Below are 23,856 nucleotides of genomic sequence, written 5' to 3' on the forward strand. Positions count from 1 at the left end.
CGTATGAAGGGCTGGAGTCTCTTTCCCCACCTCGTCGTCCGCACCACCGGCTTTGCTTTCGAGCGGCTGGAGCGGTTGCGCTGTCCCGATGCCGCGGAGAGCGCCCGGAGGCTCTGGGCCGAGCGGCGTGAGCTGGAGGCGCTGAAGGCCCGTGGCCCGCGCCTGCGGCGGCCTCCGTCCGCGGTGCTGTCCGCGTTGAAGGCGGGCCGCCCGGTGGACGTGGAGGGGCTGGAGTCCCCCGACTTCTTCGCCACCTACAACGTCCACGCCCGCGCGGCGCAGGAGGCCGAGTCCGCCTTCGAGGCGGCCTTCACCCGCGAGTCGGCCCGGGTGGAGGAGGCGCTCGCGGCGCTGCGCGGCGAGCCCCGCTTCCTGGAGGCGGTGGCGAGCTCAAGTCCTCCGGTGGCGAGGGACTTGATCGCCGGCCGGGACGGGGCGCGGCTGAAGCGGCAGGTGGCCAGCTACCTGCAGCGGGTGTGCGCGAAGAACGAGACGATGAGCTTCTTCGGCCCCATCAACTATGGCCGGGTGGAGCCGGGTGCGCCCACGGGCGTCACGGTGCGCTGGTCCGGCCCCGAGGCGCTGGCGGGCCGCAACACCTTCGCCGCCTCGTGGCTGGTGCTGGGCCTGGTGCGCGCCATCGCGGCGGACCCGGAGGTGGCGCCCTGGCTCGTGCTGCGCCGCAAGGCCTTCGCCTCGATGCCCCCGCGCAAGGGCGCGGCACCCAACCCCGCGAGCATGGAGGATGTGCTCCCGCGGCTGGTGGAGGCGGTGGATGGCGCGCGGCCCCTGTCGGCGCTGCGCGAGGCGCTCGGGGTGGAGTGGCCGCTGCTGCTCGAGGCCGTGCGCTTCGGCCTGCAGCGCAACCTGTTCACCCACCAGCTCGAGGTGCCCGCGGCCTCGCACCACCCGCTGGAGGACCTGGCCGAGCGGCTCGCCGGCATTCCGGGCCGGGTGGCCCGCGAGCACCTGCGCGAGCTGGAGGGCCTGCTGGGGGTGATGGCGCGCTACGGCGCGGCGGACGCGGCGGGCAAGATGGCGCTCAACGAGGAGCTGGCGAAGCGCGCCCGCGAGCGCTGGAGTGTGGCGCCCGTGGCCGCGACTGCCACCGGGTCCGACGGCCACAACTTCTACCAGGACCGGCTCCCGATGCGGGAGGAGTGCGGCGGAGACCTGCGCCTCACTGTCGGCGGCGAGCGCGCGGAGGAGCTGACGCGGAGGTTGGAGCCGGCGCTCGGGTTGATGGGCGAGGCGGCGCTGCGCACGCGCGAGGCGGCCCGCTCGGCCGTGGCGGCGCTGGTGGGCGCGCGGACGGTGCCCTTCTGGAAGGTGGTGGCGGCGTACGGGGACCGGCCGGTGCCGTACGACACCACCGTGGCCTCGGCGCTCGCGGCGGCCATCACCGAGCCGGCGGCTCGCAGTGTGGAGCTGGATCCGGCGGTGCTCCCCACGCCCCGCGCGGACACGGAGCTGCCGATCGTCACCTCGATCGATCTGCTCGTGGGCGCGCCGGACGTGGAGGCCTGGAGCCGCGGCGAGTACGAGCTGGTGGTGGGAGACGTGCACGACACGGCCCTGGTGTGGGGCTGGGCGCTGCAGTTCCACGAGGAGCGCAGGCGGGTGGAGGGCGAGCTGGTGCGGGCGCTCGGCTCGCTGCGGCGGCCGATGCCCTTCGTCACCGTGCTGGCGTCGCGGCGTACGGGCCTGCTGCCCTCGGAGTTCCCCGGCCCCGTCGTCGAGCTGGGCGGCGTGAGCGCGCGGGCCTCGGCCTGGCGGCTGCCTTTCGATGACCTCCAGGTGGAGAGCGACGGGCGCACGGCCCGGCTGGTGTCCACGCGGCTGGGCACGGAGGTGTGCCTCTACAACGGGGAGATCGAGAGCCTGGTGCAGACGGCCTTCGCCCTGCCGCGCATCCGCCCGCTGCGGGTGTCGCTGGGCGCGCACACGCCCCGGGTGATGCTGGGCGGCGCGGTGCTGCAGCGCGAGCAGTGGCGGCTGGAGGCGGCGGATGGAGAGGCGCTGCTCGCGTGCAAGGACGACAAGGCGCGGCTCCGGACGGCGGTGGGCATCTGGGCGCGCATGGGACTGCCGGATCACGTGTTCGCGAAGTTCCCGGGCGAGCGCAAGCCGGTGCTCGTCGACGTGCGGAGCCCGGCGCTGCTGCGCGTCTTCGTCAACCTGCTCGAACAGAAGGGCGAGGTGATGCTGTCGGAGATGCTCCCCGCGCCCGGGCAGCTGTGGCTGGGCGCCTCGGGCGGACGGCACACGGCGGAGCTGCGCTGCTGCTTCCTCTGGGGCGCGGCTTCATGAAGCTGGTCGTCCTGCCGCCCCACCGTGACGTGACGTGCGTGCCGGAGGCACCCGAGGGCTGGCGGGTGCTCGACGTGGCGCGGGCCTTCTGCCAGCGCGTGTCGGCTCCGGAGCTGCTGGCGCGGGCGGTGGAGACGCGGGAGCGCGAGCCCGCCACGCCCCAGACGATGCGAGAGCTGCTGCTGCTTCGCGCCGCGCTCGTGCTGTGGAAGCGGGGGAGGGCGGATGCGCACCGGCCCCTGCGGGCCCTCGGCGCGGCGCTCACGGCCCTGTCTGGCTCTCCGTATGGGGTGCACGTGCGGCTCGATGACATCGAGCTGGAGGGGGGCACCACCGAGCGCTCGGCCGACGTGCTCCGGATCGTCCAGACGCCCGCGCTGTATGACGAGGATCTGGCGCGTGCGGCCGAGCACTTCCCGGGTGCCGGGCGGGTGCGGCTGTGGCTGGAGAAGGACCTGCAACTTCCGGCGGCGGTGGCGCTCGCGGCGGCGTGTCCGGCCTCGGTGCCACTGGAGCTCGCGGGCCCTTTCGCGGCCATGCACCGTGCCGTCCTGGCGGCGCTCCCTGTCTTCCAGCGGGCCTCGTTTCCCGAGGACGTGGCCCCTCTGCGTTGGCGGGTGATGGGCCTGGACGCGGCGGAACCGGAGGCCCTCACCTGGGTTCCCGAGGGCGCGCGCCCACCGGCGGAAGGTGGACCCTGGGCGGGCCATGTGCCGCTGGGCGCGCTGCTCGATGCCGAGGCGCTCGTGGCGAGCGGCTGCCGCACGGCGGTGGTGGGCTTCTGCTCGGTGGACGAGGGCTCGGTTCTGGGCAGTGACGGAAGGCGCGTGCCGTTGGAGTCCCTGGCCTCCGCGGTGGAGCGTCTGCGTGCCGCTGGAGCGCGCGTGGTGGCGGAGTGGTGGGTGGGGGCTCCCGGCGTGGACGAGGCCGCGCACGAGCGGACCTTCACGCTGCTCGGCCAGCGGCCCGTGTTCGACTGGGTTTCGGGAGTGAGGCCATTCCACTGGACGCGCGGGCGCCCGGGCGAGGACTTCGCGGGCGTGCCGGTGCGCTTCCTCGCGCCGCCCGAGGACAAGGATCTGGCGCGCACGGTGCCCTTCGAGGCGCCGGGGACGGTGCCGCACGCCCGGCTGGCGGAGCTGCTCGGCTCGTTGGCGGGGAAGCTGCTGCAACGCGCGCCGCTCAGCCCGGGCCGGGTGGCCTGGGCCTCGCTCCACCCGCCAGCCCCCGTGGCGCCTGGAGGCGAGCGGATCCGGTTGGATGGAGATTGCGCGCTGGTGCAGCTACCGGCGACGCTGGATGGCGTGGCGAAACCTTCCTGGTACGCGGCGAACCTGCGCACGGGAGGGGTGCTGGCCATGGACGCGCGGCTGGCGCCGATGGTGGCGGGAGCCGAGCAGCCGGTGACGGTGGGAGAGCTTTTCGCGGCGCTGCCGGAGGCGCAGCGCGGCAAGGTGGAAGCGGCGCTGGTGGGCCGCGCGGTCCTCGAGAGGGTGCACGGATGAGCGAGCGCTGGACGCTGGGCGAGGTCTTCGTACTCCGGCACGCGGGTTTCCCGTTCGACTGGCTGGAGAGCCTGGGTTTCTCGGAGGGGCTGCGCTCCGAGGTGGCGGCGTTGCTCGAGGACGAGCGGGCGTTGGTGGAGGCCGTGCGCACCGCCGCGGGCGAGGATGTGGCCCGCACGGCGCGCGAGGCGCTGGAGAAGGGCAAGGAGCCAACGCTCAAGGCGAAGTACGGGCCGGGGTGTACCCAGGCGCTGGAGCGCTACCGCTCGCACCGCGCGGCGCTGTCGGCCCGGTACGCGGAGGAGCGGCAGGCCCTGCGGAAGCAACTGCGTGAGCGCGCGGCGGAGCCCGCCATCCAGGAGGCCGTCTTCTTCTCCAACCCGGCGATGTCCGAGAACGTCTGGACGCGCTACGTGGAGGGGGAGGCGAAGCCGGACAACTCGGATGCGCGGCGGGTGGAGCGGCAGGTCTACACGTACTTGCAGCGCTTCTGCGCGAAGAACGAGACGACGAGCTTCTTCGGCCCCATCTCCTACGGCGAATGCGACGGAGAGGACGGCGAGGACGTGAAGGTGGTGCCGAGCGGGAGCACGCGGCGGCGCACCTTCCTCACCTTCTGGGCCGTCACCGAGCTGGCCCGTGCGGTGGCCCGGGAGCGCGACGTGCGCCGGCACCTGCCGCTGCGGCTCAATCCGCTCTTCAAGGTGGAGGCGGGCCGGGCGAGCTGCGAGCCGTTGAAGCTGGAGGTGGCGCTGTCTCCGGAGGCGGAGCGGCTGCTCGCGGTGCTGCCGGGGGCGCCGACACTGGGCGCGGCCTCGAGCGCGCTGGGCCAACCGGTGGAGATGGTGGAGCGGCTGGTGGTGCCGATGATGAAGTCGGCGCTGGTGCTGCTGGGGCTGCCCTTCGTGGCGAATGACTTCGGCGCCTTCACGAGCCTGCGCGAGGCGGTGGCGGCGCTGCCCGCTTCCGAGGCCCGGGAGCGCTGGCTGTCGAGGCTGGACGAGCTGGAGCGCCTGCGCGGCGAATTCGAGGGGGCTGGGCTGGCGCGCCGCCGGGAGCTGCTGCAGTCGCTGGAGGCTCGCTTCACCGAGTACACGGGCAAGCCCGCGCGGCGAGGCGAGGGGCAGGTGTACTCGGACCGGCTCATCCTCTACGAGGAGGCGTCCTCGCCCTTCCGGCTGAAGCTGGGGCGGCGCTTCAGTGAGGAGATGGCGGCGAAGCTGTCCGGGGCGTTGGGGCTCTCGGCGGCATACGGCGACAGCGTGCAGCGCAGCTACCGCGAGCAGGTGCGCGACGTGCTGGGCCCGGAGGAGCGTCCGCTCGACTTCCTGGAGTACGCGGTGCGGCTGCGTCCGGACCAGGTGGCGGGGAGCCGCTTCGCGCCGGTGCCGCCCATCCTGCTCGATGAGGACCTGTCGCGCGCCCGGACGTTGCCGGAGGACTTCCTGGGCACCTCGCAGCCGGGAGGCCGCTACGCGCTGCCAGACGTGTTCCTCGCGAAGACGGGGAATGGCTTCGAGGTGATGTGCGCCCGCGTGCACCACCACCTGATGTTGTGGAGCTGGCTGAGTGCTTTCTACCCGGACCGGGCGCGCTACGAGTCGGTGGCGGGTCAGTGGCTGGAGCGCGAGCCCGCGGCGAAGGGGCTGGTGGGGTTGGCCCTCCGCAGGCGCAACAAGGGCTTCTACGTCTACCCGGGACGGAAGCTGATGTACTCGGTCTCCGACGTGCTGGACGTGGAGCAGGGCGCGCTGAAGCCGCACGATGTGAAGGTGGTGCCCACGCGCGAGGGGCCGGTGCTGGTGGACGGGGAGGGGCAGCGGCTCTCGCTGTACATGCCGCTGGACGACTTCAACACGTACCCGCCCTTCGCGGCGCTGGCGCACCCGCAGGTGCTGCACGCGAAGCTGCGCACCCAGGGCCGGCACCTGCCGAGATTCCACGTGGGCGGCGCGGTGTACCAGAGGGAGCGCTGGGAGCTGCCGACGAGCACGTTCTCGCAGGTGAGCGGGATGGATCTGCTGCTCGCGGTGGAGCGCGAGCGCAAGGCGAGTGGCTGGCCGCGCTTCGTGTACGTGCGCAGCACGGTGGAGCGCAAGCCGTACCTGATCGACACGGCGTCCCCGTTCGCGCTGGAGCTGTTGCTGTACCTGTCGCGAGGGGCGGAGCAGCTGTCGGTGGAGGAGATGTACCCGGCACCGGAGCAGCTGTGGCTGAAGGACGAGCGGGGCCGCTACACCTGCGAGATGCGGATGCAGGCGGTGCGCTGGAGCGAGGAGCGGGGCTGACCGATGAGCGCAACCCAGGACGTCGTGATTCTCGGGGCCGGAGTGATGGGCCTGTCCGTGGCACGCCGGCTGGCGGCGGCGGGGGCACGGGTGACGGTGTTGGACCCGGTGGAGCCCGGAGGACAGGGCTCGCGAGCGGCGGCGGGGGTGGCGATTCCCTCGGTGCGGCTGCTGGATGACCCGGACATGCTCGCCTTCACGCGGGCGGCGCACGGCGCGCTGGCCGAGGAGCTGGCTTCCCTGGTGGATGGCCCGAGCCTGCGCCGGGGCCAGGGCGTGCTCCGGGTGGCGATGGACGCGAAGGGCCGGGATGCGCTCGGGCAGAAGGCGGCGAACCATCCTGAGTGGCTGGGGACCTGGATGGACGCGGCGCGCGTGGTGGAGCTGGAGCCCGCGCTAGAGGGGACACCGATCCTCGGGGCCTACGTGACCGAGCAGGGCTTCATGGTGGACACGGAGGCCTACCTCAACGCGCTGCTGCACGACCTGCACCGGAGGGGCGTGCGGGTGCGCCTGGGCGAGGGCGCGCGCTCGGTGGCCGAGGTGGACGGTGGGGTGGAGGTGCGGACGGAGCTGGAGACGCACCGTGCGGGGAGGCTGGTGGTGTGCGCGGGGGCGTGGTCGGGAGGCATCGCGGGATTGCCGCCGCTGCCGGTGAAACCGCTGCGAGGGCAGATGCTGACGATCTTCCACCCCGAGGTGAGGCTGACGCGGGTGGTGTCGGGGCCCACGTACCTGGCGCCGTGGCGCACGGGGGAGATCGTCGTGGGGGCGACGGAGGAGGACGCGGGTTTCGCGTGCCACGTGACGCCGACGGGGCTGATGCACCTGGGGGCCACGGTGGCGAAGCTGGCGCCGAGGCTGCGCGAGGCGCGCTTCGGGAGGGCGTGGGCGGGACTGCGCTCGGTGACACCGGGGGGCAAGCCGCTGATTGGCCGCTACCCGGGGACGAAGGGGGTGCTGATTGCCAGCGGGCACGCGGGGCAGGGCATCCTCACGAGCGCCCTCACGGGCCGCGCCGTGGCGGAGCTCATCGAGCACGGGCGCAGCGAGCTTGCGGCCGCCTTCGAGCCGGAGCGCGTGCTCCGCTCCGGGCAGGACGGCTCCGCGCCTACGAAGGTGACTTGACCCGCTCGAAGGTCATCACGCTCTCCATCAGCACGGGGAACTCCAGCTCGCGTGCGAGCCGCCAGAGCTGCTGCCAGAACACGGGCTCGGAGGGCAACGGCGCCTGGGTGCCCACCAGGATGAGGTTGCTGTACCGGGAGGCGCCGCGCAGCATCGCGCAGTCGTCGAAGGCCTTGGCGAAGGTCTCGATGCGCGACTCCACGCTCCACTGCTCCTCCAGCGCGATGTTGAGCACCGCGACGCCCCCGGGCTCCAGCCTGCGGCGGACGTTCTCCAGGAAGATCGATTCCTTCATGTGGTCCGGCGTCCCATGGTCCCAGAAGGCATCCAGGAGGATGAGATCGTAGCGAGGCCCCTGCCGCGCCATGAAGTGGGCCCCATCCTCCACCGAGATGTGGAGGCGGGCGTCCTCGCGGACATGGAAGAAGCGCCGGGCCACGTCGACGACCACGGGGTTGATCTCCACCACGTCCACCCGCGACCGGCGGGGCAGCAGGCGGTGCAGCAGCATGGGAAACACCCCCCCGCCCAGACCGACCACCAGCACGCGCGAGCGGCCCTCGGTGAGCGCGAGCCCGGCGGTGGCCACTCGCACGTAGTTGGTGGGGACCGCCAGCGGATCACTCTTGAGGATGGAGCTCTGGAGCGCGCCCTCGGGGCTGTCGAAGCGGAGCGTGCGCTGGTCGCCCACGTCCACCACGTACACGGTCCCGAAGGGGGAGTCGGCCTCGTGGACCACTGTTTCCGACAGACTCACGCCCTCTGGGTAGCACGGCCCGGTGGTGCCTGTCGAAGCCACGCGGGCCATCCCCATTCGGGGGGCGCTACTCGTGTAGCTGGGCCAGGAACTCCGAGAAGCTGTCCGCGATGGGGTGGACGTGCATCTCGACTGTGACCAGGACGATCCTGGGCTCGACGGGTGAGTCCCTGTAGTCGAAGCACAGGTGCTCGCTGCCCGGGGTCATCGCGAATGGAAGGAGCCTGGCAGTTCACTGGGAAGCGTTACGCCCCATTCCTGCTCAAGAAAGGCGATCTCCCCCGGAGTTGCTGGCCGTGGTGCGTCCCAGATGTATGGCTTCCAGGAGATGCTCATGGAGAATCGCCTCCACCCCATATGCTCATCCCGCCTGTGATCGGGATAGGCAATTGCAAGAACGTGGAGCGCGAGAGGCTATGCAAGTAGGAACCGGCCGTCATGCAGGGTGGCCATGAACTCAGTGAAGCTGTTGGCTACGGGGTAGATGAACATCTCCACTGTGACCAGGATTACCTTGGGTTGCTCTGGTGTTTCTCTGTAATCGAAGCACAAGTATTCGCCACCAGGAGTGCTGGCAAACGGGTAGACTCTACTGGGAACATGTGGCTTCACTGCCTCGTACGCGCGCATGACGGAATACGTGCGCCACTTGTGGTCCTCGATGATCGTCAGGAGCACATTGACGGCATTGGTGCCTCTGCCAACGTTGAAGACAGCGGAATGGGGAGTCATTCCCTGGTACTGAGCAGCCACTTCCTTATAGGCCTCGGGAAAAGTGATACCCAGCTGGTGCTCGAGTTGCTCGAACTCCCGAGGCGTCGCCGGGTGGGATTCGTCCCAGACATAGGGTATCCATCTCAGTGTTGTCATCAATGTCCTCCGCCCCAGATCGCCATGCCTCCCGTGTGGGGGCGCGAGAGGATGTGAGCTTCCTCTTGTACGAGTTGCATTCTGCAGACGTCTTGATGATGGTGCCAGATGTATCCTCTCGGAGCTCTGTCCAGAGTCAAAAGTTGCTTGATGGCCGTTTTACTCAGCCCGAGTTCCCTGGCCAAGCCAGGATCTGCCTTGAGCGCGTCGGAAAGCTTTTTGTTGGCTGCTCGTCAGCAACAGGAGCGCCGTTACCACGACCTTCACCCTGGCCCTCTTCCAAGCGGAGCGAGGATTCCCATGGGCATGAATTGGGGACCTGATGGTCATGGCCGAGCATGATGCTCCGTGTGCGCCCCTGGAAGAAACCTCAGACGCCGTCATCACCAACGATCTGGAGAATCTGCGCGAGTACCTGGAAGGGCAGGGCGACGCGCCTCGGGACGGCGCCCCAGAAAGCGCTGGCTCGCTGCCGGCTCCGGGAAGGTAGTCTCCTCCCGCCGGGAGGGAACGCGTGGAGACACCGCAGCAAAGGATGTCGCGAGAGTTCCGCGAGGTGGTGCATGGCTTGCGCGGCCTCTTCGCCATGGAGCTGGATGACGGACAGTTGCGGCAGGGGATGGAGGAACTCGGCAGGCGCTGGGTCTTCCCGGGGCTCATTGCCCTCTGGGGCCCCGGGCTCTACAACCGCAACCGCACCGTCTTCCGCCCCTTCATCCTCGCCCATTTTCCGCAGTACACCTTCGACACGCTCGGCCGTCCTCAGTCCGTCTTCGAGGGGCCCTCCGCGGAGCTCTTCGAGAAGTGGCTACAGGACGTCGATCGGTCCGGAGACGTGGAGCTCTTCCGCCGGCTGTACCAGCTCCAGTTCGAGGGGCTGCGCTGGGAGGAGGGCCGCAAGCGCTGGCTCGCGGACCTGATGCCCCGCTACGGCGCGGCCTCCACCCGTGCGCAGCGCCAGGGGGTGCTCAACCAGTTCGATCTCCGCTTCGAGCTCGACGAGCCGGCGGCCATCGCCCTCTACACCGCGGACCCCGTGGCCTGTCGTGCCTTCATCCTCGCGCACCTGCCCGGTGAATGGCGGTTCAACGCCGGCCGTCGCCCGCCCTGGCAGAAGTTGCCCGCCCTGGCGCGCGAGCGTGGAGACGAGGCACTCGCCTTCGATATCTACCGCCGGCAGGTGCCGGAGGAGCTCTGGAAGCGGGACGTGCTGGCGCTGTGCGACACCGTCCGGGAGCCCGGAGCGCTGGTGGAAGCACTCGAGCAGCGGCACCCGGCGCATTGGCTCCAGGATGCGGCTACCCCCTTCCTCGAGCTCGCCCGCAAGCGCGGCCGGGATGCCGTGCCCTACCTCCTGCGCCATGTCCGGGACGTGCGCCAGCCCTGGGGATTCTTCAACCGGAGCTTCTCTCACCTGGTGGAGCTGGCGCGCGAGCGGGAGTGGTTGGACCTGTGGTCCGCGCTGATGCGCACCTCCGCGGCCCCCAAGACCTACAACAGTGAGGTGCTCGGCCTGCTCCAGCGCTCGGAGCTCCCAGGAGACGAGGTGCGGCGGCGCCTCCTCCTGCTCGCCGGAGTGGGCCGGGAGGTCAACTTCCCGGGGCTCGGCCTCGCCCAGGTGCAGCCGCTCGACGACGACACGGCGGTGGTGCTGTACGAGCGTTTCCCGGACCTCGTGCGCGGCCCCTTCCTGCGGCACGTCTCTCCGGGGCGGAGTGGCTCCTATTCGAAGCTCGCCACCCGGGCCCTCGAGCGCGACGATGCGCCGCTGGTGGACTTCCTCGCGAGCCGCGTGGCGCTCATCGATCTCAGCTACGCCGTCACCCTGCCGCAGCCGCCTCCGTGGACGGAGATCATCGGGCGGCTCTCCGCCGTCTACGAGTCGTTGCTGGAACGCTCGCCCGAGGCGTTCGCCTCCCGGGCCGGCAACGTGCTGGGGAAGATGCCGGCCTTCGCCATCGGGAACTACGGCCAGTTGGTCCGCCACAACCGGCTGGCCCGGCTCTTCTTCGAGCGGGCCCACGCGCACTACACCTCGGATGCCCGCGCGATGAGGGACCTGCTCGAGTCGCCGCAGATCCACGTGCAGGCGCTCGCCTTCCGGGTGCTCGCCCGGGATGACGAGCGGGCCCGTGCGCTGGCCGCGCACAACGTCGATCTGCTCCAGGCCACCCTCCTGCGTCCCCTGCATCGCAAGACGCGGCTGATGGCCCTGGGCGCCCTGCGCAACGCCGCCCGGGACGAGGCCGCCGCACGCCAGCTCGCCGGCCGCATCCGCGATGCCATGGATCTGCCGGACCGGCAGTACCCGAAGGAGGCCCTGCTCGGGCTGCTCGCCGACATCCTCCACCGCTGGCCCGCGCTGCGAGGCCCCTCCGAGCAGCCGGTGGTGTACGGAGGTGCCGCGTGATTCCGCTCCTCGTCGACTACGCCACGCCCAGTGCCTTCGAGTCGGATTGGGACCGCGCGCAGCTCGGCCTGTCTCCCAACCTCCGCCGCCCGCTGCGCTTCCACGGCCGCATCCGCGAGCACGTCCTCTCCGTGCGGCTCGCGCTCCAGGCGCTCGGCGCGCTCATCTGGTCCGACGACTCCTGGGCCTCGAGTGAGGATCTCCTCTCGGCCGTGCTCGATCCCGTCGTCACCGTCCACCGCGACCGCGTCTTCTTCGAGGCCTTCAGCCAGGACCAGAGCGCCTACGGCCTGGTCATCATCGACCGGGGGCTGTTCGAGACGGAAGGAGCGGTGGAGTGCGGGACCACCAACGTGGACTTCACGGCGTGGTTGTGGGCGGCGCTGGGGGAGATGCGCTCCTCGCGTGACACGTGGTTGCGCATCGAGAAGCCCGGCATCGAGGTGCGGACGGAGGGTGCCGGAGGCCGCTTCGAGCAGAAGGTGGAGCTGCCGGACGCATGGGTGCGCGGCTTCCTGCAACTCCAGGGCGCCATGGCCCTGCCGGGGACGCGCCTCACCGTGCGCCCGGTGGATCTGATCGCCGCCCTGCGTTTCCTGCGCTTCAGCCATGCGAAGGTGTCGCCGCGCGCGCTGCGCTACGTCTTCGAGCCCGGCCAGCCCGCGGCACTGGTGCTGGAGCCGTGGGAGGAGCGCTTCGTCCTGCGCGGGGCGGAGCACGGCTACGACGAGCCCCGCACCGTGCGTACCTGGGGCCGCCGCCGGCTCCGGCTTCTCGAGCCGCTGCTGCCCTACGCGAACAAGGTGGACGTCTTCCTCAAGGGCCGGGCCCTGCCGAGCTTCTACGCCGTGGAACTGCCCGGGGTGACGTGGGTGCTGGGGCTCACCGGGTGGAGCGGCCAGCGCTTCACCGGCACGGGGAGCTTCGAGCTGCTCACGCCGGAGGCGCCGGTGGAGCCGGGCCTGAAGGAGCGTGTCCTCGCCGTGCTGCGCGAGCGGCAGGCCGGCAGTGTGGAGGCGCTCGCGCAGGCGGTGGGCGCGGACAAGCCGGACACCAGCCGGGCCCTGTTCCACCTGTGCCGGGCCGGCATGACCATCTTCGACGTGCAGCGCCGCGAGTACCGCCACCGCGAACTCTTCGAGACGCCCGTGGACGAGGAGCGCCTCTTCCCTCCGGACCTCCGACGCGAGCGGGCCAGCGCGCTGCTCCAGGAGGGCCGCGTGCGGGTGGAGTCCGTCACGCCTCGCGAGACGCGGAAGATCAAGCGGCTGCCCACGCCCGAGGGGACGGTGCGCCGGGAGATCATCCATCGCGACCTGGCCGTGGCGGGCGCGGTCGCGGAGCAGTCCCAGGTGGAGCTCGTCCTCAACGACGAGGAGCGCCTCATCTTCGCCACCTGCGGCTGTGATTTCTTCCTGGAGAACATCCTCAACCAGGGGCCCTGTGAGCACATGCTGGCATTGCTGACGGCGAGCGCGGGGGCACGCCGGGACGCGGCCACCTCGGCCGCCGTGTCGCCGGAGGCCGAGGCGCTGTCCACGCATCCCCGCTCCACGGAGCCGGAGGAGGGCGCGAGCGGCGGCGCCGGAGAGGAGCTTGACGGTGACGAGACGTAGGACGATAAGGGCCGTGCTTCATCCGAGGGAGCCGTTCGCCCACGAGTCAGCCATTCGTGCCGCGGTGCTTCGCCGCGGCGGTGTCATGTTGCCTTCACCTCGCCACGGACCCCAGCGTACGGAACGCTGGGACCCATGGGTCCAGAGCTTCGAGAGTGACGCGCGACCGGCTCCCTCGGATGCAGGCATTTGCTCCACAGGAGGGGAGGGCCATGGGCTTCGTTGATTGGCTCAAGGGGCTCTTCCGCAAGCCGTTGGTGCGGGACGTCTCGCGGCTCGACCGGGAGAGCGCCTCGCTCGATGTGGTGCAGGAGGTGGTGCGGCCCGAGTCCGGCCCCCTCAAGCCCGGCCATCGCCGCACGGTGCGGCGAGATCCCCGGCTGCTGCCCAAGCCGAAGCCGACGGGGCTGCTGCTCAAGAAGCGCAAGAAGTGGATGGCGGCGAGCGAGGCCCGCCGGCTCTTCGCCGGGACGCTGCGCACGCGCAACCGGCAGATCAGCGATCTCCTCCCGGACGAGGCGCAGCTGCAACGTCTCGGCTTGCCCGTGTGGCGGGACGAGGGGGAGGTGGCCGTGGCGCTGGGCATCTCCGTGAGCGAGCTGCGTTTCTTCTCCATCCACCGCGAGGCCGAGCGCGTTCCGCACTACGTCACCTTCTCCATCCCCAAGCGCAACGGAGGGCGGCGGCTCATCATGGCGCCCAAGCGCCGGTTGAAGGCGCTGCAGCGCAAGCTCCTGCCGCTGCTGGTGGACAGGCTGCCGGTGAGCGGGCATGCGCACGGCTTCCGAGCGGGGCGCTCCATCCGCACCGGCGCCGAGCCTCACGTGGGCAAGGCGGTGGTGTTGAAGATGGACCTCGCCGACTTCTTTCCCTCCGTTACCTACGTGCGGGTACGGGGGTTGTTGATTGCGTTGGGCTATGGCTACACGGTGGCGGCCACGCTCGCCGCGCTGATGACGGAGGCCGAGCGCCAGCCGGTGGAGATGAATGGCGTCCGGCTGCACGTGCCGGTGGGCCCGCGCGCCTGTGTGCAAGGGGCTCCCACGAGCCCGGGCCTGTGCAACGCGGTGGTGCGGCGGTTGGATCTGCGGCTCGCGGGGCTCGCGCGCAAGCACGGCTTCTCCTTCACGCGCTACGCGGACGACCTGTGTTTCTCGGGGGGCTCGCTGGAGGCCCTGAAGGACTTGCGCGCCGGTGCGAAGCGCCTCATCGAGACCGAGGGCTTCCGGGTGAACGAGGCCAAGACGCGAGTGGCCCGGCGGGGGCGCCGGCAACAGGTGACGGGCGTGGTGGTAAACGAGACGCTCGGCCTGTCGCGCCAGGAGCGCCGGAAACTGCGCGCCGCCATCCACCAGGCCCGGAAGGAGGGGCCGGCCCCCGAGGCCGCCGCCCGCATCGAGGGACGGCTGGCCTACCTCTCCATGCTCAACCCCTCGCAGGCCGCCGCTCTGCGCAAACGGTGGAAGCCGTCAGGGTAGGCGCGGCCAGGCCGCCTGTGGACGCCTCAATCGTGTAGCTTCTCCATGAACTCGGAGAAGCTGTCCGCGATGGGGTGGATGTCCGTCTCCACTGTGACGAAGACGATTCTGGGCTGGCTCGGCGCGCCCCTGTAGTCGAAGCATACATATTCGCCACCGCCGGTCAGGGCGAAAGGATAGACGCCAAGCGGGATGTGAGGCTTCAAGAGTTCGTATGCGTCTCGTATGGAGTAGGTGTGACTCGATTCATCTTCGCTGATGGCCAAGAAAGCGCATATGGAAGAATCCCCTCTGCCAATGTCGATGATGTGTGGGTTGGGAGTCATCCCCTGGTGCATGGAGACCACGCTCCTGTAGTCGTCAGGAAGTGACACTCCCCACTGCCGTTCGATTGATTCGATTTCTCCTGGTTCTACCGGATGCGGTGCGTCCCAGACGTACGGGTCCCAGGAAATGCTCATGGTGAATAGCCTCCACCCCAGATGGCCATCCCGCCTGTGTTCGGGGTAGCAAGCCGATGCTCATCACGTAGGACCAGCTGCATCCTTCCGACGTCCTGGTGATGATGCCAGGTATAGCGGCTCGGGGCGTAGTCCGATTTCAAGAGCTTGGAGACATCCGACTGAATCAAGCCAAGTTCCTTCGCGAGATGAGGGTCTTGCTCGATTGCTCGGTACAGTTTCGTATTGGCCGCGCGTTGATGTGCTGAAGATTTGCCGCTGCCTATATGGATATCATCCAGGAGGGTTTCGAACTTGGAGTTGAACTCTGGGAATCCATCTTTGTCGAATCGGATCGTGCGCTTTCCGTCCGTGACCGTCTGTCCAGCCCGGTTGCGTCCCAGGTTCGTGATGGGCGTGGGCGGATTCCTCGTGCCCTTGTAGGGCAGGATCTTCCCATCCTCGGTGAACCTCGGTTTGCGCCAGGACTCGATGACCGGCAGGCGGTGCCCGCTCGGAGCGTCCCCTCCACCGTCCGTCCCCTGCGAGGCCATGGCGAGGGCGCCCGGAGCCAGCGTCAGGGTGAAGCTGCCCTGGCCCACCAGCACCTGTCGCACCTGGCCCACCGCCGACAGTCCCAGGCCCACCTGCGTCCTGGCCATGAGGGACGCCTGCGCGTAACCCGGCAGCCCTGGCCCCTTCATGAGCAGGTTCGTCGTCGAGCCGAGGGCCGCCGTCGCCAGCATTACCAGCAGGCGCCCCACCTGCGCCCCCATCACCCGGCCGAAGCGCTCACCTGCTTCGCGCACCTCGGAGAAGGTGCGCGCCCGTTGTGTTTCCAGCTCCAGCTGTCTCCAGCCCCGCAGCAGGCTCCACACCGTGTCCACGCCCAGGTACGCGACCATGAAGCAACCGAAGGAGACGGCGGCCGCCTGCGTCACGGGGTTGGGAAACGCCAGCATGGCCAGGTAACCGGCCATGGCGGGCATCACCATGGACTGCAGGACCACCGGGTCCACCATGCCCGCCCAGACCTCCACCGAGCCGTCCCAGACCGAGCCCAGGGCAATGGTCAGCGCCAGCGTGCGCCTGGCCTCGGCTCCCAGAGAGCGCGTGTTGCCCAGCAGTGACAGGCAATCGCCCGGGGTGCCCCGGCGCTCGCACCAGTGGTGATAGCCCCGCGTCAACGCCGTGCCCTCGTCCTCCTGTCCGGGCTGGCCGCACGTGGTGAGCGCCAGCCTCTGACGGCGAGCGGAGGGCAGCTCCAGCTCCGCCACCAGCCAGGTCATGGCCAGGTCGAACTGCGCCCGGGTCACCTCCACGGGCACTCCGCGCGGAGGGACGAAGGTCCGCAGCGATCCTTCCTCCGTCTCCAATCGGACCTGGACGCGGCTGTGCTCACGTTGCGTGTCGCTGGGGACGGAGGCCACCTGCCTATCCGTTGCGCAGGCCGTCAGCAGGAGGCTCGCCACCAGGTAGAGTCCCGCCACCTGCCTCGTTCCGACGACGCTCCAGCGAATGGTGTCACGCATATGGCACCGCGGACCCTATGCCAGGGCTCTCTCTCTCGGCAGCAAACGGACGTCACGGTGCGCGTGTATTTCGTGACTTGACGTGAAACGAACGGTGAAGTACCAATTGGTCCTAGAAGTTGATTCTGATTTGCAAAATCGTTTGTGCGGAGGCGCCGTGGCGGAGGTAGCCATGCAGCGGTGGGAGAGACCGGAGGTCGCGAGTGGAAGCCGCGTCCCGGCCAGCGCGGGAGCGCCCTCTCACACCCTGTTCGGCGCCGTCCTCCAGTCGCGAGCCGAGGGCTCGGGTCGCGGGCGCTTCGTGAAGGCCACGCTCCTGGCCCTCGTTGTCCATGGGGCCGCGTTGCTTCTCCTGTCGGTGGCGGCGTCCTCGCGGGTGGGCCCGTCCGCGTCCCCCGGCGGGGGAGGGGACTCCCGGGAGGTCGCCGTGCGGTTCATGGTGCCGCGCGCTCCGGCGCTTTCGGCCTCCGCCGCGTCCCCCCAACTCGTGAGCAGGCCCGCTCCCGTGCGCCGGCAAGCGCCGAAGCCGGCACAGGTCCTCGCCCTGCGGCCTCCCGCCGCTGAACAGCCCGTCGCACGCAAGCCGCTCGCTGAAGCGGTGGTGGAGGCCACCGAGGCGGCTCCGGCGGACGTCGCGACGCCCGCGAGCACGGAGGCCGCTCCAGCCATCGAGGCCGTGAGTGGCGGGAGTGGTGTGCTCGGAGGCACGGCGGGCGGGAGCTTCGGGAGTGCGGGAGGTGTCATGCCGCCGCCTCCTCCGTCCCTCACCCGCGAGCAGCGCCAGTCCCTCACGAGCAGCTACCTCCAGGAGCTCTTCCGGAGCCGTATCGCCGCCCGCTTCCACTACCCGCCGGAAGCCGAGCACCTGGGGCTGGAGGGCATCGTGACGCTGCGGGTGTCCATCGATCGCAGCGGCCAGCTCCTGGGCATGCGGGTGCAAGGCCCCTGTCCGCACGCCATGCTGTGCGACGCCGCGTTGCGCACCGTGCGCGAGTCCGTTCCCTTTCCACCGCCTCCCGCCGAGCTCGGCGCGAGCATCGCGGTGGACGTCCCCTTCCAATACCGCCTGGAGTGAGTCCGCTCCCGGCGCTCGCCTCACACTCCCCCCATGAGCATCCCCTCCCTCCTCAGCCCTTTTTCTGTCTCGAAGATGAAATTGATGCGCATTATCAATTTCAGCACCCTGTGTCCCAGCAAGGGGGCTCGCGTCCCGATGCTGCTGGCGGTGTGCGCGTTCTCGTCCCTGGCGGCGGCGCAGGAGGAGCGGGGGGAGCAGCCGGTGTCCGTGCCGCTCGCCCCCGAGCCCGCCTCCGAGGCTCCCGCCGCGGAGCCCGTGGCGCCCACGCCCGCGCCCGAGAGTGGAGACGGGGCGCTCCAGGTGGCGCCGTTGACGGCGACGGGCACGTGGCTGGGTCCGCCCGCCGAGCGGACGGTGAGGACGTACCCCGGCGCGCGCACGGTGCTGGATGAGCAGGCGCTGTCCAACTCGGGGGCGCGCACCCTGGACGACGCGCTGCGCGTGGTGCCGGGCGTGCGCGTGCAGGACGAGAGCGGCACGGGCCTGCTGCCCAACATCGGCATGCGCGGCCTGTCGCCGGCGCGCAGCGAGCAGGTGCTGGTGCTGATGGATGGGATTCCCGTCAGCCCCGCGCCCTACGGCCAGACGGGCCTGTCGCTCTTCCCCGTGACGCTGCAGACGCTGGAGGCGGTGGACGTGGCGCGCGGCGGCATCGCCACCCACTACGGGCCCAACAACGTGGGCGGTGTCATCAACCTCGTCACGAAGTCCATTCCCCAGCAACTGCTCGTCGCGGGGCGGATGGGCGTGGCGCTCGGGCCCCAGGGCCTGGCGCTGGGCGATGCCTACGCGCGGGCCGGCGGCTTCCTCTCCGAGCGGCTCGGCCTGCAGCTCCAGGCCAATGCCCTCCTGGGCGACTCGTTCCGCGCGCACTCCCATACGCGGGCGGCCAACCTCCTCGGTGACGCGGAGTGGCGCCCCTCGGAGACGCTGACGCTCAAGGCGAAGCTCCAGTACTACCAGGCGGGCTCGGACCTGCCGGGCGCGCTCACTCCGGAGGCCTACGAGCAGGACGTGACGCGCTCGCAGCGCCCCCTGGACCGCTTCGACGGCCATGCCCTCCGGGGCTCGGTGGTGCTCACGCGCAAGCTCGGCACCGGCGCGCTCAGCGTGACGCTGTTCGGCCACCAGGCCCACCGCGGCTTCTCCTTCGCCACGCCGCTCGACGCCGGGGGCAACCCCACGAAGCTGTCCTCCTCGCCGCGCGACTACGGCGTGTTCGGCGCCGAGGTGCGCCAGGGCCTGTCCTTCCAGGCGCTCGTGCCGCACGAGGTGACGTGGGGGTTGCGCTATACCGGGGAGCGGGTCGACTACCTGGTGGACAGCCGGGACTTGTCCACGGACTCGCTCACCGTCACGCGCGACTGGTTCTTCCGCACGCACGCGTTCGCCGGGTACGTGAGCGACACGCTCTCGCTGCTGGAGGGCCAGCTCAAGGTGACGCCCGGCCTGCGCTTCGAGCACCTGGAGCTGCGCCATGACGACCGCCTCAAGGGCGGCCGCAACCACAACACCACGCAGGACGTGCTGCCCGGGTTGAGCATCGGCTACCAGGTGGCCCAGCCCCTCTTCCTGTTCGGCAACTACCACCGCTCGTTCCGTCCGGTGCAGTTCACGCAGATCACCTACGGCAACGAGTTGGTGTCGGAGAAGGCGGACAACTTCGAGCTGGGCGCGCGCGCCTTCCCGTTGAAGTGGCTGGACGTGGGCCTGACGTGGTTCGACCTGCGCTTCCAGAACAAGCTGGAGTTCGTCGACGCGGTGACGGGCTTCCGCAACCTGGGCAATGCGCGGCACCGGGGCCTGGAGACGTCGCTCGGCTTCCACCCGTTCCGCGCGCTCGACGTGCGGCTGGCCTACACGTACCTGGATGCCACGCAGCGCTCGGGGGCCTTCGCTGGCAACCGGCTGCCCTATGCCTCCCAGCACGAGGGGACGTTCCGCGTGGCGTACCGCCGGGGAACGCTCACCGGCAACGTGAATGGCTCCTGCCGCTCGGAGGCCTTCTCCGACGCGGAGAACACCGTGGAGGAGAACGCCACGGGCTCCAAGGGCCTCGTGCCCGGCGGCTGCATCGCCAACGTCCATGTCTCCGAGTCGTTCCGCGTCGAGCAGACGCAATTCAGGGTCGGGCTCGGGGTGAACAACGTCCTCGATGCCCGCTCCTTCACCCGCAACGTCGACTACAGCCTCGGGCGCGTGCCGTCCCCGGGGCGCTCCGTGCTCGTCACGCTGGACTTCGAGCGCTGAAAGGAAACACCCCCCATGAAGCCCATCATCATCCTGGCCCACGTCCCCAGCGAGCCCGTCACCCGGGGCTTCGTCCCCGCGGCCCGCCGTCTGGGATTCCCCGTCGTCCTGCTCACGGATCGTCTCGAGGAGCAGCAGGAGACGTTCTCCCGGGTGCCCGCCGCCGAGGCCCCCGAGTCCATCCTCGCCTGTGACGTCTTCAACCCGCTGTCGGTGCTGGAGGCCACGCTGCGCCTGGGAGGGCGTCCGGCCGCGCTCTTCTCCAACAGCGACCACCTGCAGACGAGCACCGCGCTGGCGGCCGCCTACCACGGGTTGCCGGGCAAGGACTGGACCGTGGCGTTGCGCGCGAAGAACAAGGCGGAGATGCGGCGGTGGTTGCGCGAGCGGGGCGTGGAGCGCGTCTGGCATGCCGCCGTCTCGGATGAGCAGGGGCTGCGGGAGCTTGGGGAGCCGGTGCCGCTGCCGTGCATCGTGAAGCCCGCGGAGGGAGTGGCGAGCGAGCAGGTGCAACTGGCGCGTACCCACGAGGAGGTGGCCGCGTCCTGCCGTGACATCTGGCGCGCACGGCCGGGCCAGCGCGTGGTGCTGGAGGAGTACCTGGAGGGGCCGCTCGTCACCCTGGAGACGCTGGGGGACGGGAAGCGACTGGAGGTGCTCGGCGGCTTCCGGACGCACCTGTCGCCGCCGCCGTACTTCATCGAGAAGGAGGCGTGGTGGGGGACGGGGCTGACGGCCCGGCAGGAGGAGGAGATGGTGGCGGTGCTGCGCGCCGCGGGCGTGGGCTTCGGCGCATGCCACACCGAGTTCGTCCTCACCGCCTCTGGCCCGCGCGTCATCGAGATCAACTACCGCACCATCGGTGACTCCCGGGAGTTCCTGCTCGACGAGGCGCTCGGCATCCGCCTGTTCGAGCAGGTGCTGCGGCTGCACCTGGGCGCGCCGCTGGAGACGATGAAGCCGCCCGCGGTGGCGGCGGGCATCCGCTACTTCTGCGCGGAGCGCTCGGGTGTCCTCACGCGCGTGCCCACGGCCTTCCGGCGCGTGGAGGACGGCCTCACGCTGACGTTCACCCCCTCGCGCACCGAGGGCTCGCAGGTGCGGTTGACGAACTCGAACCGGGACTACCTGGGCGTGCTGCGCGGCTTCGGCGGCACGGAGGCGGCGCTCTCGCGGGCGTTCGCGCGCATCGGGGAGGAACTGCGATGGGAGCTGAAGTGATGGAGGCCCGGCGCTACCTCCTCCACCGCACGCTCGACACGCTCCTGCGCGAGGACGTGGGCGGGTGTGTCTCGCGGGCGCGGTTCTCGTCGCAGCCTCCCCAGGGGGTCGCGCTCTCCGGAAGCGCGGAGGCCCGGTGCGGCTGGCTCGTGGTGGACGCGGGGGGCGGGGTGGAGCGGGTGTGGCTGCCGGTCTGTCCCTCCGGGCACATGCAGGACTGGCGCTTCGATGCGGGCCGGCCGGTGGTGGCGGAGCGGGGTGGGACGTTCCTCTTCGCGGAGGAGCCCGCGGAGTTGGTGCGCTGGCTGCAACCGCCGGAGACGCCGGACGAGGAGACGTGCCTGAGGGAGTTCGCGTTCGAGTACCGCACCGCGCTGGAGCACCGGTTGCGCTGCGAGGCCGAGCTGGAGCGGCTCTTCGCCACGGAAGGAGGTGCCCCGCCCGCGCGCTGGTGGGAGCAACTGCTGCATCACGACCGGCTGGCGTCCTTCCTCGATCATCCCTACTACCCCACCGCGAGGGCCAAGGTGGGCTTCGGCCTGGGGGACCTGGAGCGCTTCGCTCCCGAGTTCCAGCCCGTCTTCACGCTGCGGTGGATGGCGCTGCCCCGGGAGCTGCTGCCGGTGCATGGCCAGACGCGTCCGGCCTGGTGGCCTCGCTTCGAGGAGGTGGGCCTGCCGGTGGAGCTGGAGGGCTCGCATACGCTGCTGCCCGTGCACCCGCACACCTGGGAGACGCTCTGGGATGACCCGGCGCTCGCGGAGCTCGCCAAGGTGGCGGTGCGGGCGCCGAGGCCCTGCGTGGAGGTGACGCCAACGCTCTCGGTGCGCACGGTGGTGGTGCTCGCGGATCCCCGCTGGCACCTGAAGCTCCCGCTCCGCATCCGGACGCTGGGCATGCGCAACCTGCGCACGATGAAGCCGAGCACCATCGTCGATGGTCACACCGTACAGTCGATGCTGGGCCACCTCCTCGAGGGGGAGCCCGGGTTGCGGGGGAGGGTGCTGCTCACGGAGGAGGAGCACGGAGGCGCCGTCGAGGGCCAGCCGCTGCTCGGGTTCCTGGCGCGGCGCTACCCGGAGTCGCTCACGGACGAGACGATCGTGAGTGTCGCGGGGCTCGCCGCCAGTGGTCCGGATGGCCGCAGGGTGATGCGGGCGCTGGCCGACGAGTTCTACGCGGGGGATGTCCGGCGCCTCTTCGACGAGTACGTGACGCTCACCCTGGAACTGCACCTGCGGTTGTGGGTGCGCTACGGCATCGCCCTGGAGTCGAACCAGCAGAACAGCATGCTGGTGCTGTCTCGGCGCGCGCCCCACCTCCGGCTGCTGCTCAAGGACAACGACGCGCCCCGCATCTGGCCGGAGCGGCTGGCCCGTCACGCCTGTTTCGCCTCCGTCCCCGGGCAGTTGAAGGACAGGCGCATCGTCTGCGAGGACGAGGACGCGCTCGCGCGGATGTTCCTCACCATCACGCTCCAGCTCAACCTCTCGGCGCCCCTGGAGGCCTTGGCCGCGCGGGGATTGCTCGGCCGGGAGGAAGCCTACGCACTCGTGAGGGCCCGGGCGGCGGAGGTGCTCGGCACGCTGGAGCGCGAGGGCGAGGACGTCTCGGCCGCGCGCCGCTGGCTGCTGGAGTCGGAGCGGCATCCGGTGAAGTACCTGCTCACCGCGGCCACGCTCCGCCCGAAGTCGCTGACGGGCGCGGCGGACATCAACAAGTTCTACGGGCTGACGGGCCCCAACCCGCTCCGCCAGGCCCGCCCATGATCTCCGATCGCAAACGGCAGGTGGCCGCCGTGATGGCCGCCCACTTCGTCGCGGCCTTCGCGGCGCTCGGGGTGCCTCCCTATTTCGGGAAGATGCTGGCGGTGTCGCTCGGGGAGCAGCGGGCGTGGTTGCCCGGCCTGCTCTACGTCCTCCCCACCGTGCTCACCGCCGTGAGCAGTCCCTTCTGGGGGCGCATGGCGGACCGGCTCGGGGCGCGGCCCATGCTGCTCCGCGCGCAGCTCGGCCTGGCCCTGGCCTTCCTCCTGGCGGGCCATACCTCGTCCACGGCGTTGTTCGCGGCCTCGCTGGTGCTGCAGGGGCTCGTGGGAGGGACGTTCGGTGCCTCCAATGCCTTCCTGGCCACGTTCCTCCAGGGGCGGGAGCTGCGCGACAGCCTCACGCTCATGCAGGGCTCGGCGCGCGCCGCGCTGGTGGTGGCGCCCATCGCCGTCGGCTTCCTCCTGCCCGGGGGCGATCCGATCCGCGTCTACCAACTCCTCTTCTGGCTGCCCCTGGCCGCGGTGCTCGTCACCCTCGGGGTGAAGCCCCTGGGCAAGGAGCCCACCCCGGGTGAGGCCGCGCCACGGGTGGAGGCCGCCGTGGACCGTCCGGCGCTCACCGCGGGCGAGGTGTTCGCGCTCCAATTCCTGTTCACCTTCGCCACGGTGGTGACGTTCCCGTACTTCCTGCCGCACGCCGAGCAGGTCCCGGGAGCGGGAGCTCGCGGGATGGCCGGGGTGCTCTTCGCCCTGCCGCACCTCGTCTACCTGCTGGGCGCCGCGCCCCTGAGCCGCCGCGTCCGGGAACGGCCCCTGGCCCTGTTCGCGGGAGCGCTGGGCGCCTTGGCGGTGTCGCTGGTGGCGCAGGCCGCGGCCCCGAGTCTCCCCGCGTTGGTGGTGGCGCGGCTCCTCATGGGGCTGGCCATGACGGTGTGCTTCATCGCCCTGCACGGTTTCGTGGCGGACGTGGTCCGCGAGGGCCGTGCCGGCAAGGCGTTTGGTTGGTTCGAGGCGAGCTCCAAGTGGGGCGGGGTGGCCGCCGGGTGCGCCGCGGGAGGCGTGAGCGCCGCGTGGGGCCTGGCCTCTCCCTTCCTGCTCGGCGCGGTGGGCGCCGTGGGGGCCGCTGTCTACGTGGTGCATCGGATGTCCCGGACGGCGCCTGCCGGCCAGGTGCGTCCGGCTCGATGAACTCGAAAGAACGAAGG

At 70.6% G+C, this 23,856-nt stretch carries 16 protein-coding genes and 2 pseudogenes; 12 read left to right on the forward strand and 6 right to left on the reverse strand.

Annotated elements, in window-relative coordinates; genetic code table 11:
• Positions 1–3 precede the first annotated feature (3 nt).
• Genes NR798_RS18775 through NR798_RS18790 form a run of 4 tightly spaced genes read left to right on the forward strand, consistent with a single transcriptional unit; the run spans position 4 to position 7,231 of the window.
• Complete coding sequence (locus NR798_RS18775) at positions 4–2,310, forward strand: lantibiotic dehydratase (protein WP_375772854.1); 2,307 nt, start codon at positions 4–6, stop codon at positions 2,308–2,310.
• Positions 2,307–3,815, forward strand: a complete 1,509-nt coding sequence (locus tag NR798_RS18780) for a hypothetical protein (RefSeq protein WP_375772855.1) — start codon at positions 2,307–2,309, stop codon at positions 3,813–3,815. Before NR798_RS18775 ends, NR798_RS18780 begins: the two co-directional genes overlap by 4 nt.
• The gene (locus NR798_RS18785) at positions 3,812–6,103 is read left to right on the forward strand and encodes a lantibiotic dehydratase (protein ID WP_375772856.1); all 2,292 of its coding nucleotides are present in this window, start codon (positions 3,812–3,814) and stop codon (positions 6,101–6,103) included. Before NR798_RS18780 ends, NR798_RS18785 begins: the two co-directional genes overlap by 4 nt.
• A 3-nt stretch (positions 6,104–6,106) precedes the next feature.
• Positions 6,107–7,231, forward strand: coding sequence for an NAD(P)/FAD-dependent oxidoreductase (locus NR798_RS18790; protein ID WP_375772857.1), 1,125 nt, complete (start codon positions 6,107–6,109; stop codon positions 7,229–7,231).
• On the opposite strand, the gene NR798_RS18795 is transcribed toward NR798_RS18790, so the two are convergent.
• The 4 genes and pseudogenes from NR798_RS18795 to NR798_RS18810 all read right to left on the reverse strand — a co-directional run.
• On the reverse strand, positions 7,215–8,030 hold the full coding sequence (locus NR798_RS18795) for a spermidine synthase (RefSeq protein ID WP_375772858.1): 816 nt from the start codon (positions 8,028–8,030) through the stop codon (positions 7,215–7,217). The two genes, NR798_RS18790 and NR798_RS18795, sit on opposite strands and share 17 nt — an antisense overlap.
• 25 nt (positions 8,031–8,055) lie before the next feature.
• A pseudogene (locus NR798_RS18800) lies at positions 8,056–8,202 on the reverse strand (SMI1/KNR4 family protein); the annotation flags it as partial.
• Between the two features lie 200 nt (positions 8,203–8,402).
• Positions 8,403–8,858: an SMI1/KNR4 family protein gene (locus tag NR798_RS18805; RefSeq protein WP_375772859.1), complete on the reverse strand. Its 456-nt coding sequence runs from the start codon at positions 8,856–8,858 to the stop codon at positions 8,403–8,405.
• Positions 8,858–9,076 (reverse strand): annotated as a pseudogene (locus NR798_RS18810) (HNH endonuclease); the annotation flags it as partial. The pseudogene NR798_RS18810 and the gene NR798_RS18805, both read right to left, overlap by 1 nt.
• Before the next feature lie 317 nt (positions 9,077–9,393).
• Here NR798_RS18810 and NR798_RS18815 point away from each other — a divergent pair.
• From NR798_RS18815 to NR798_RS18825, 3 genes are all read left to right on the forward strand, one after another.
• Positions 9,394–11,268 (forward strand): gliding motility protein, encoded by a 1,875-nt coding sequence (locus tag NR798_RS18815; protein ID WP_375772860.1) that lies wholly within the window; start codon positions 9,394–9,396, stop codon positions 11,266–11,268.
• Positions 11,265–12,884 (forward strand): SWIM zinc finger family protein, encoded by a 1,620-nt coding sequence (locus tag NR798_RS18820; RefSeq protein WP_375772861.1) that lies wholly within the window; start codon positions 11,265–11,267, stop codon positions 12,882–12,884. The genes NR798_RS18815 and NR798_RS18820 overlap by 4 nt, the downstream gene beginning before the upstream one ends.
• Before the next feature lie 212 nt (positions 12,885–13,096).
• Complete coding sequence (locus tag NR798_RS18825) at positions 13,097–14,362, forward strand: reverse transcriptase family protein (RefSeq protein WP_375772862.1); 1,266 nt, start codon at positions 13,097–13,099, stop codon at positions 14,360–14,362.
• A 26-nt stretch (positions 14,363–14,388) separates the two neighbouring features.
• On the opposite strand, the gene NR798_RS18830 is transcribed toward NR798_RS18825, so the two are convergent.
• Positions 14,389–14,823 (reverse strand): SMI1/KNR4 family protein, encoded by a 435-nt coding sequence (locus NR798_RS18830; RefSeq protein ID WP_375772863.1) that lies wholly within the window; start codon positions 14,821–14,823, stop codon positions 14,389–14,391.
• Complete coding sequence (locus tag NR798_RS18835; protein WP_375772864.1) at positions 14,820–16,334, reverse strand: HNH endonuclease; 1,515 nt, start codon at positions 16,332–16,334, stop codon at positions 14,820–14,822. Before NR798_RS18835 ends, NR798_RS18830 begins: the two co-directional genes overlap by 4 nt.
• A gap of 172 nt (positions 16,335–16,506) precedes the next feature.
• Here NR798_RS18835 and NR798_RS18840 point away from each other — a divergent pair, with 172 nt between their 5' ends.
• From NR798_RS18840 to NR798_RS18860, 5 genes are all read left to right on the forward strand, one after another.
• A complete protein-coding gene (locus NR798_RS18840) occupies positions 16,507–17,409 on the forward strand; it encodes an energy transducer TonB (protein ID WP_375772865.1) in 903 nt (300 codons plus the stop codon).
• 84 nt (positions 17,410–17,493) lie between these two features.
• Positions 17,494–19,662: a TonB-dependent receptor domain-containing protein gene (locus NR798_RS18845; protein ID WP_375772866.1), complete on the forward strand. Its 2,169-nt coding sequence runs from the start codon at positions 17,494–17,496 to the stop codon at positions 19,660–19,662.
• A 15-nt stretch (positions 19,663–19,677) separates the two neighbouring features.
• Entirely contained in the window at positions 19,678–20,883 is a 1,206-nt protein-coding gene (locus tag NR798_RS18850) for an acetyl-CoA carboxylase biotin carboxylase subunit family protein (protein ID WP_375772867.1), read from the forward strand.
• Positions 20,868–22,652, forward strand: coding sequence for an IucA/IucC family protein (locus NR798_RS18855; protein ID WP_375772868.1), 1,785 nt, complete (start codon positions 20,868–20,870; stop codon positions 22,650–22,652). The genes NR798_RS18850 and NR798_RS18855 overlap by 16 nt, the downstream gene beginning before the upstream one ends.
• Entirely contained in the window at positions 22,649–23,839 is a 1,191-nt protein-coding gene (locus tag NR798_RS18860) for an MFS transporter (RefSeq protein ID WP_375772869.1), read from the forward strand. Before NR798_RS18855 ends, NR798_RS18860 begins: the two co-directional genes overlap by 4 nt.
• Positions 23,840–23,856: the final 17 nt, after the last annotated feature.

It is taken from the genome of Archangium gephyra (assembly GCF_042230915.1).
GTDB lineage: Bacteria > Myxococcota > Myxococcia > Myxococcales > Myxococcaceae > Archangium > Archangium gephyra_B.

Bases quoted from the DNA above. Each gene is read 5' to 3' on its own strand.
- NR798_RS18780 (WP_375772855.1), top strand. From the start codon at position 2,307: ATGAAGCTGGTCGTCCTGCCGCCCCACCGTGACGTGACGTGCGTGCCG.
- NR798_RS18790 (WP_375772857.1), top strand. From the start codon at position 6,107: ATGAGCGCAACCCAGGACGTCGTGATTCTCGGGGCCGGAGTGATGGGC.
- NR798_RS18830 (WP_375772863.1), bottom strand. From the start codon at position 14,823: ATGAGCATTTCCTGGGACCCGTACGTCTGGGACGCACCGCATCCGGTA.
- NR798_RS18845 (WP_375772866.1), top strand. From the start codon at position 17,494: ATGCGCATTATCAATTTCAGCACCCTGTGTCCCAGCAAGGGGGCTCGC.
- NR798_RS18850 (WP_375772867.1), top strand. From the start codon at position 19,678: ATGAAGCCCATCATCATCCTGGCCCACGTCCCCAGCGAGCCCGTCACC.
- NR798_RS18855 (WP_375772868.1), top strand. From the start codon at position 20,868: ATGGGAGCTGAAGTGATGGAGGCCCGGCGCTACCTCCTCCACCGCACG.
- NR798_RS18785 (WP_375772856.1), top strand. From the start codon at position 3,812: ATGAGCGAGCGCTGGACGCTGGGCGAGGTCTTCGTACTCCGGCACGCG.
- NR798_RS18805 (WP_375772859.1), bottom strand. From the start codon at position 8,858: ATGACAACACTGAGATGGATACCCTATGTCTGGGACGAATCCCACCCG.
- NR798_RS18775 (WP_375772854.1), top strand. From the start codon at position 4: ATGAAGGGCTGGAGTCTCTTTCCCCACCTCGTCGTCCGCACCACCGGC.
- NR798_RS18835 (WP_375772864.1), bottom strand. From the start codon at position 16,334: ATGCGTGACACCATTCGCTGGAGCGTCGTCGGAACGAGGCAGGTGGCG.
- NR798_RS18860 (WP_375772869.1), top strand. From the start codon at position 22,649: ATGATCTCCGATCGCAAACGGCAGGTGGCCGCCGTGATGGCCGCCCAC.
- NR798_RS18815 (WP_375772860.1), top strand. From the start codon at position 9,394: ATGTCGCGAGAGTTCCGCGAGGTGGTGCATGGCTTGCGCGGCCTCTTC.
- NR798_RS18840 (WP_375772865.1), top strand. From the start codon at position 16,507: ATGCAGCGGTGGGAGAGACCGGAGGTCGCGAGTGGAAGCCGCGTCCCG.
- NR798_RS18825 (WP_375772862.1), top strand. From the start codon at position 13,097: ATGGGCTTCGTTGATTGGCTCAAGGGGCTCTTCCGCAAGCCGTTGGTG.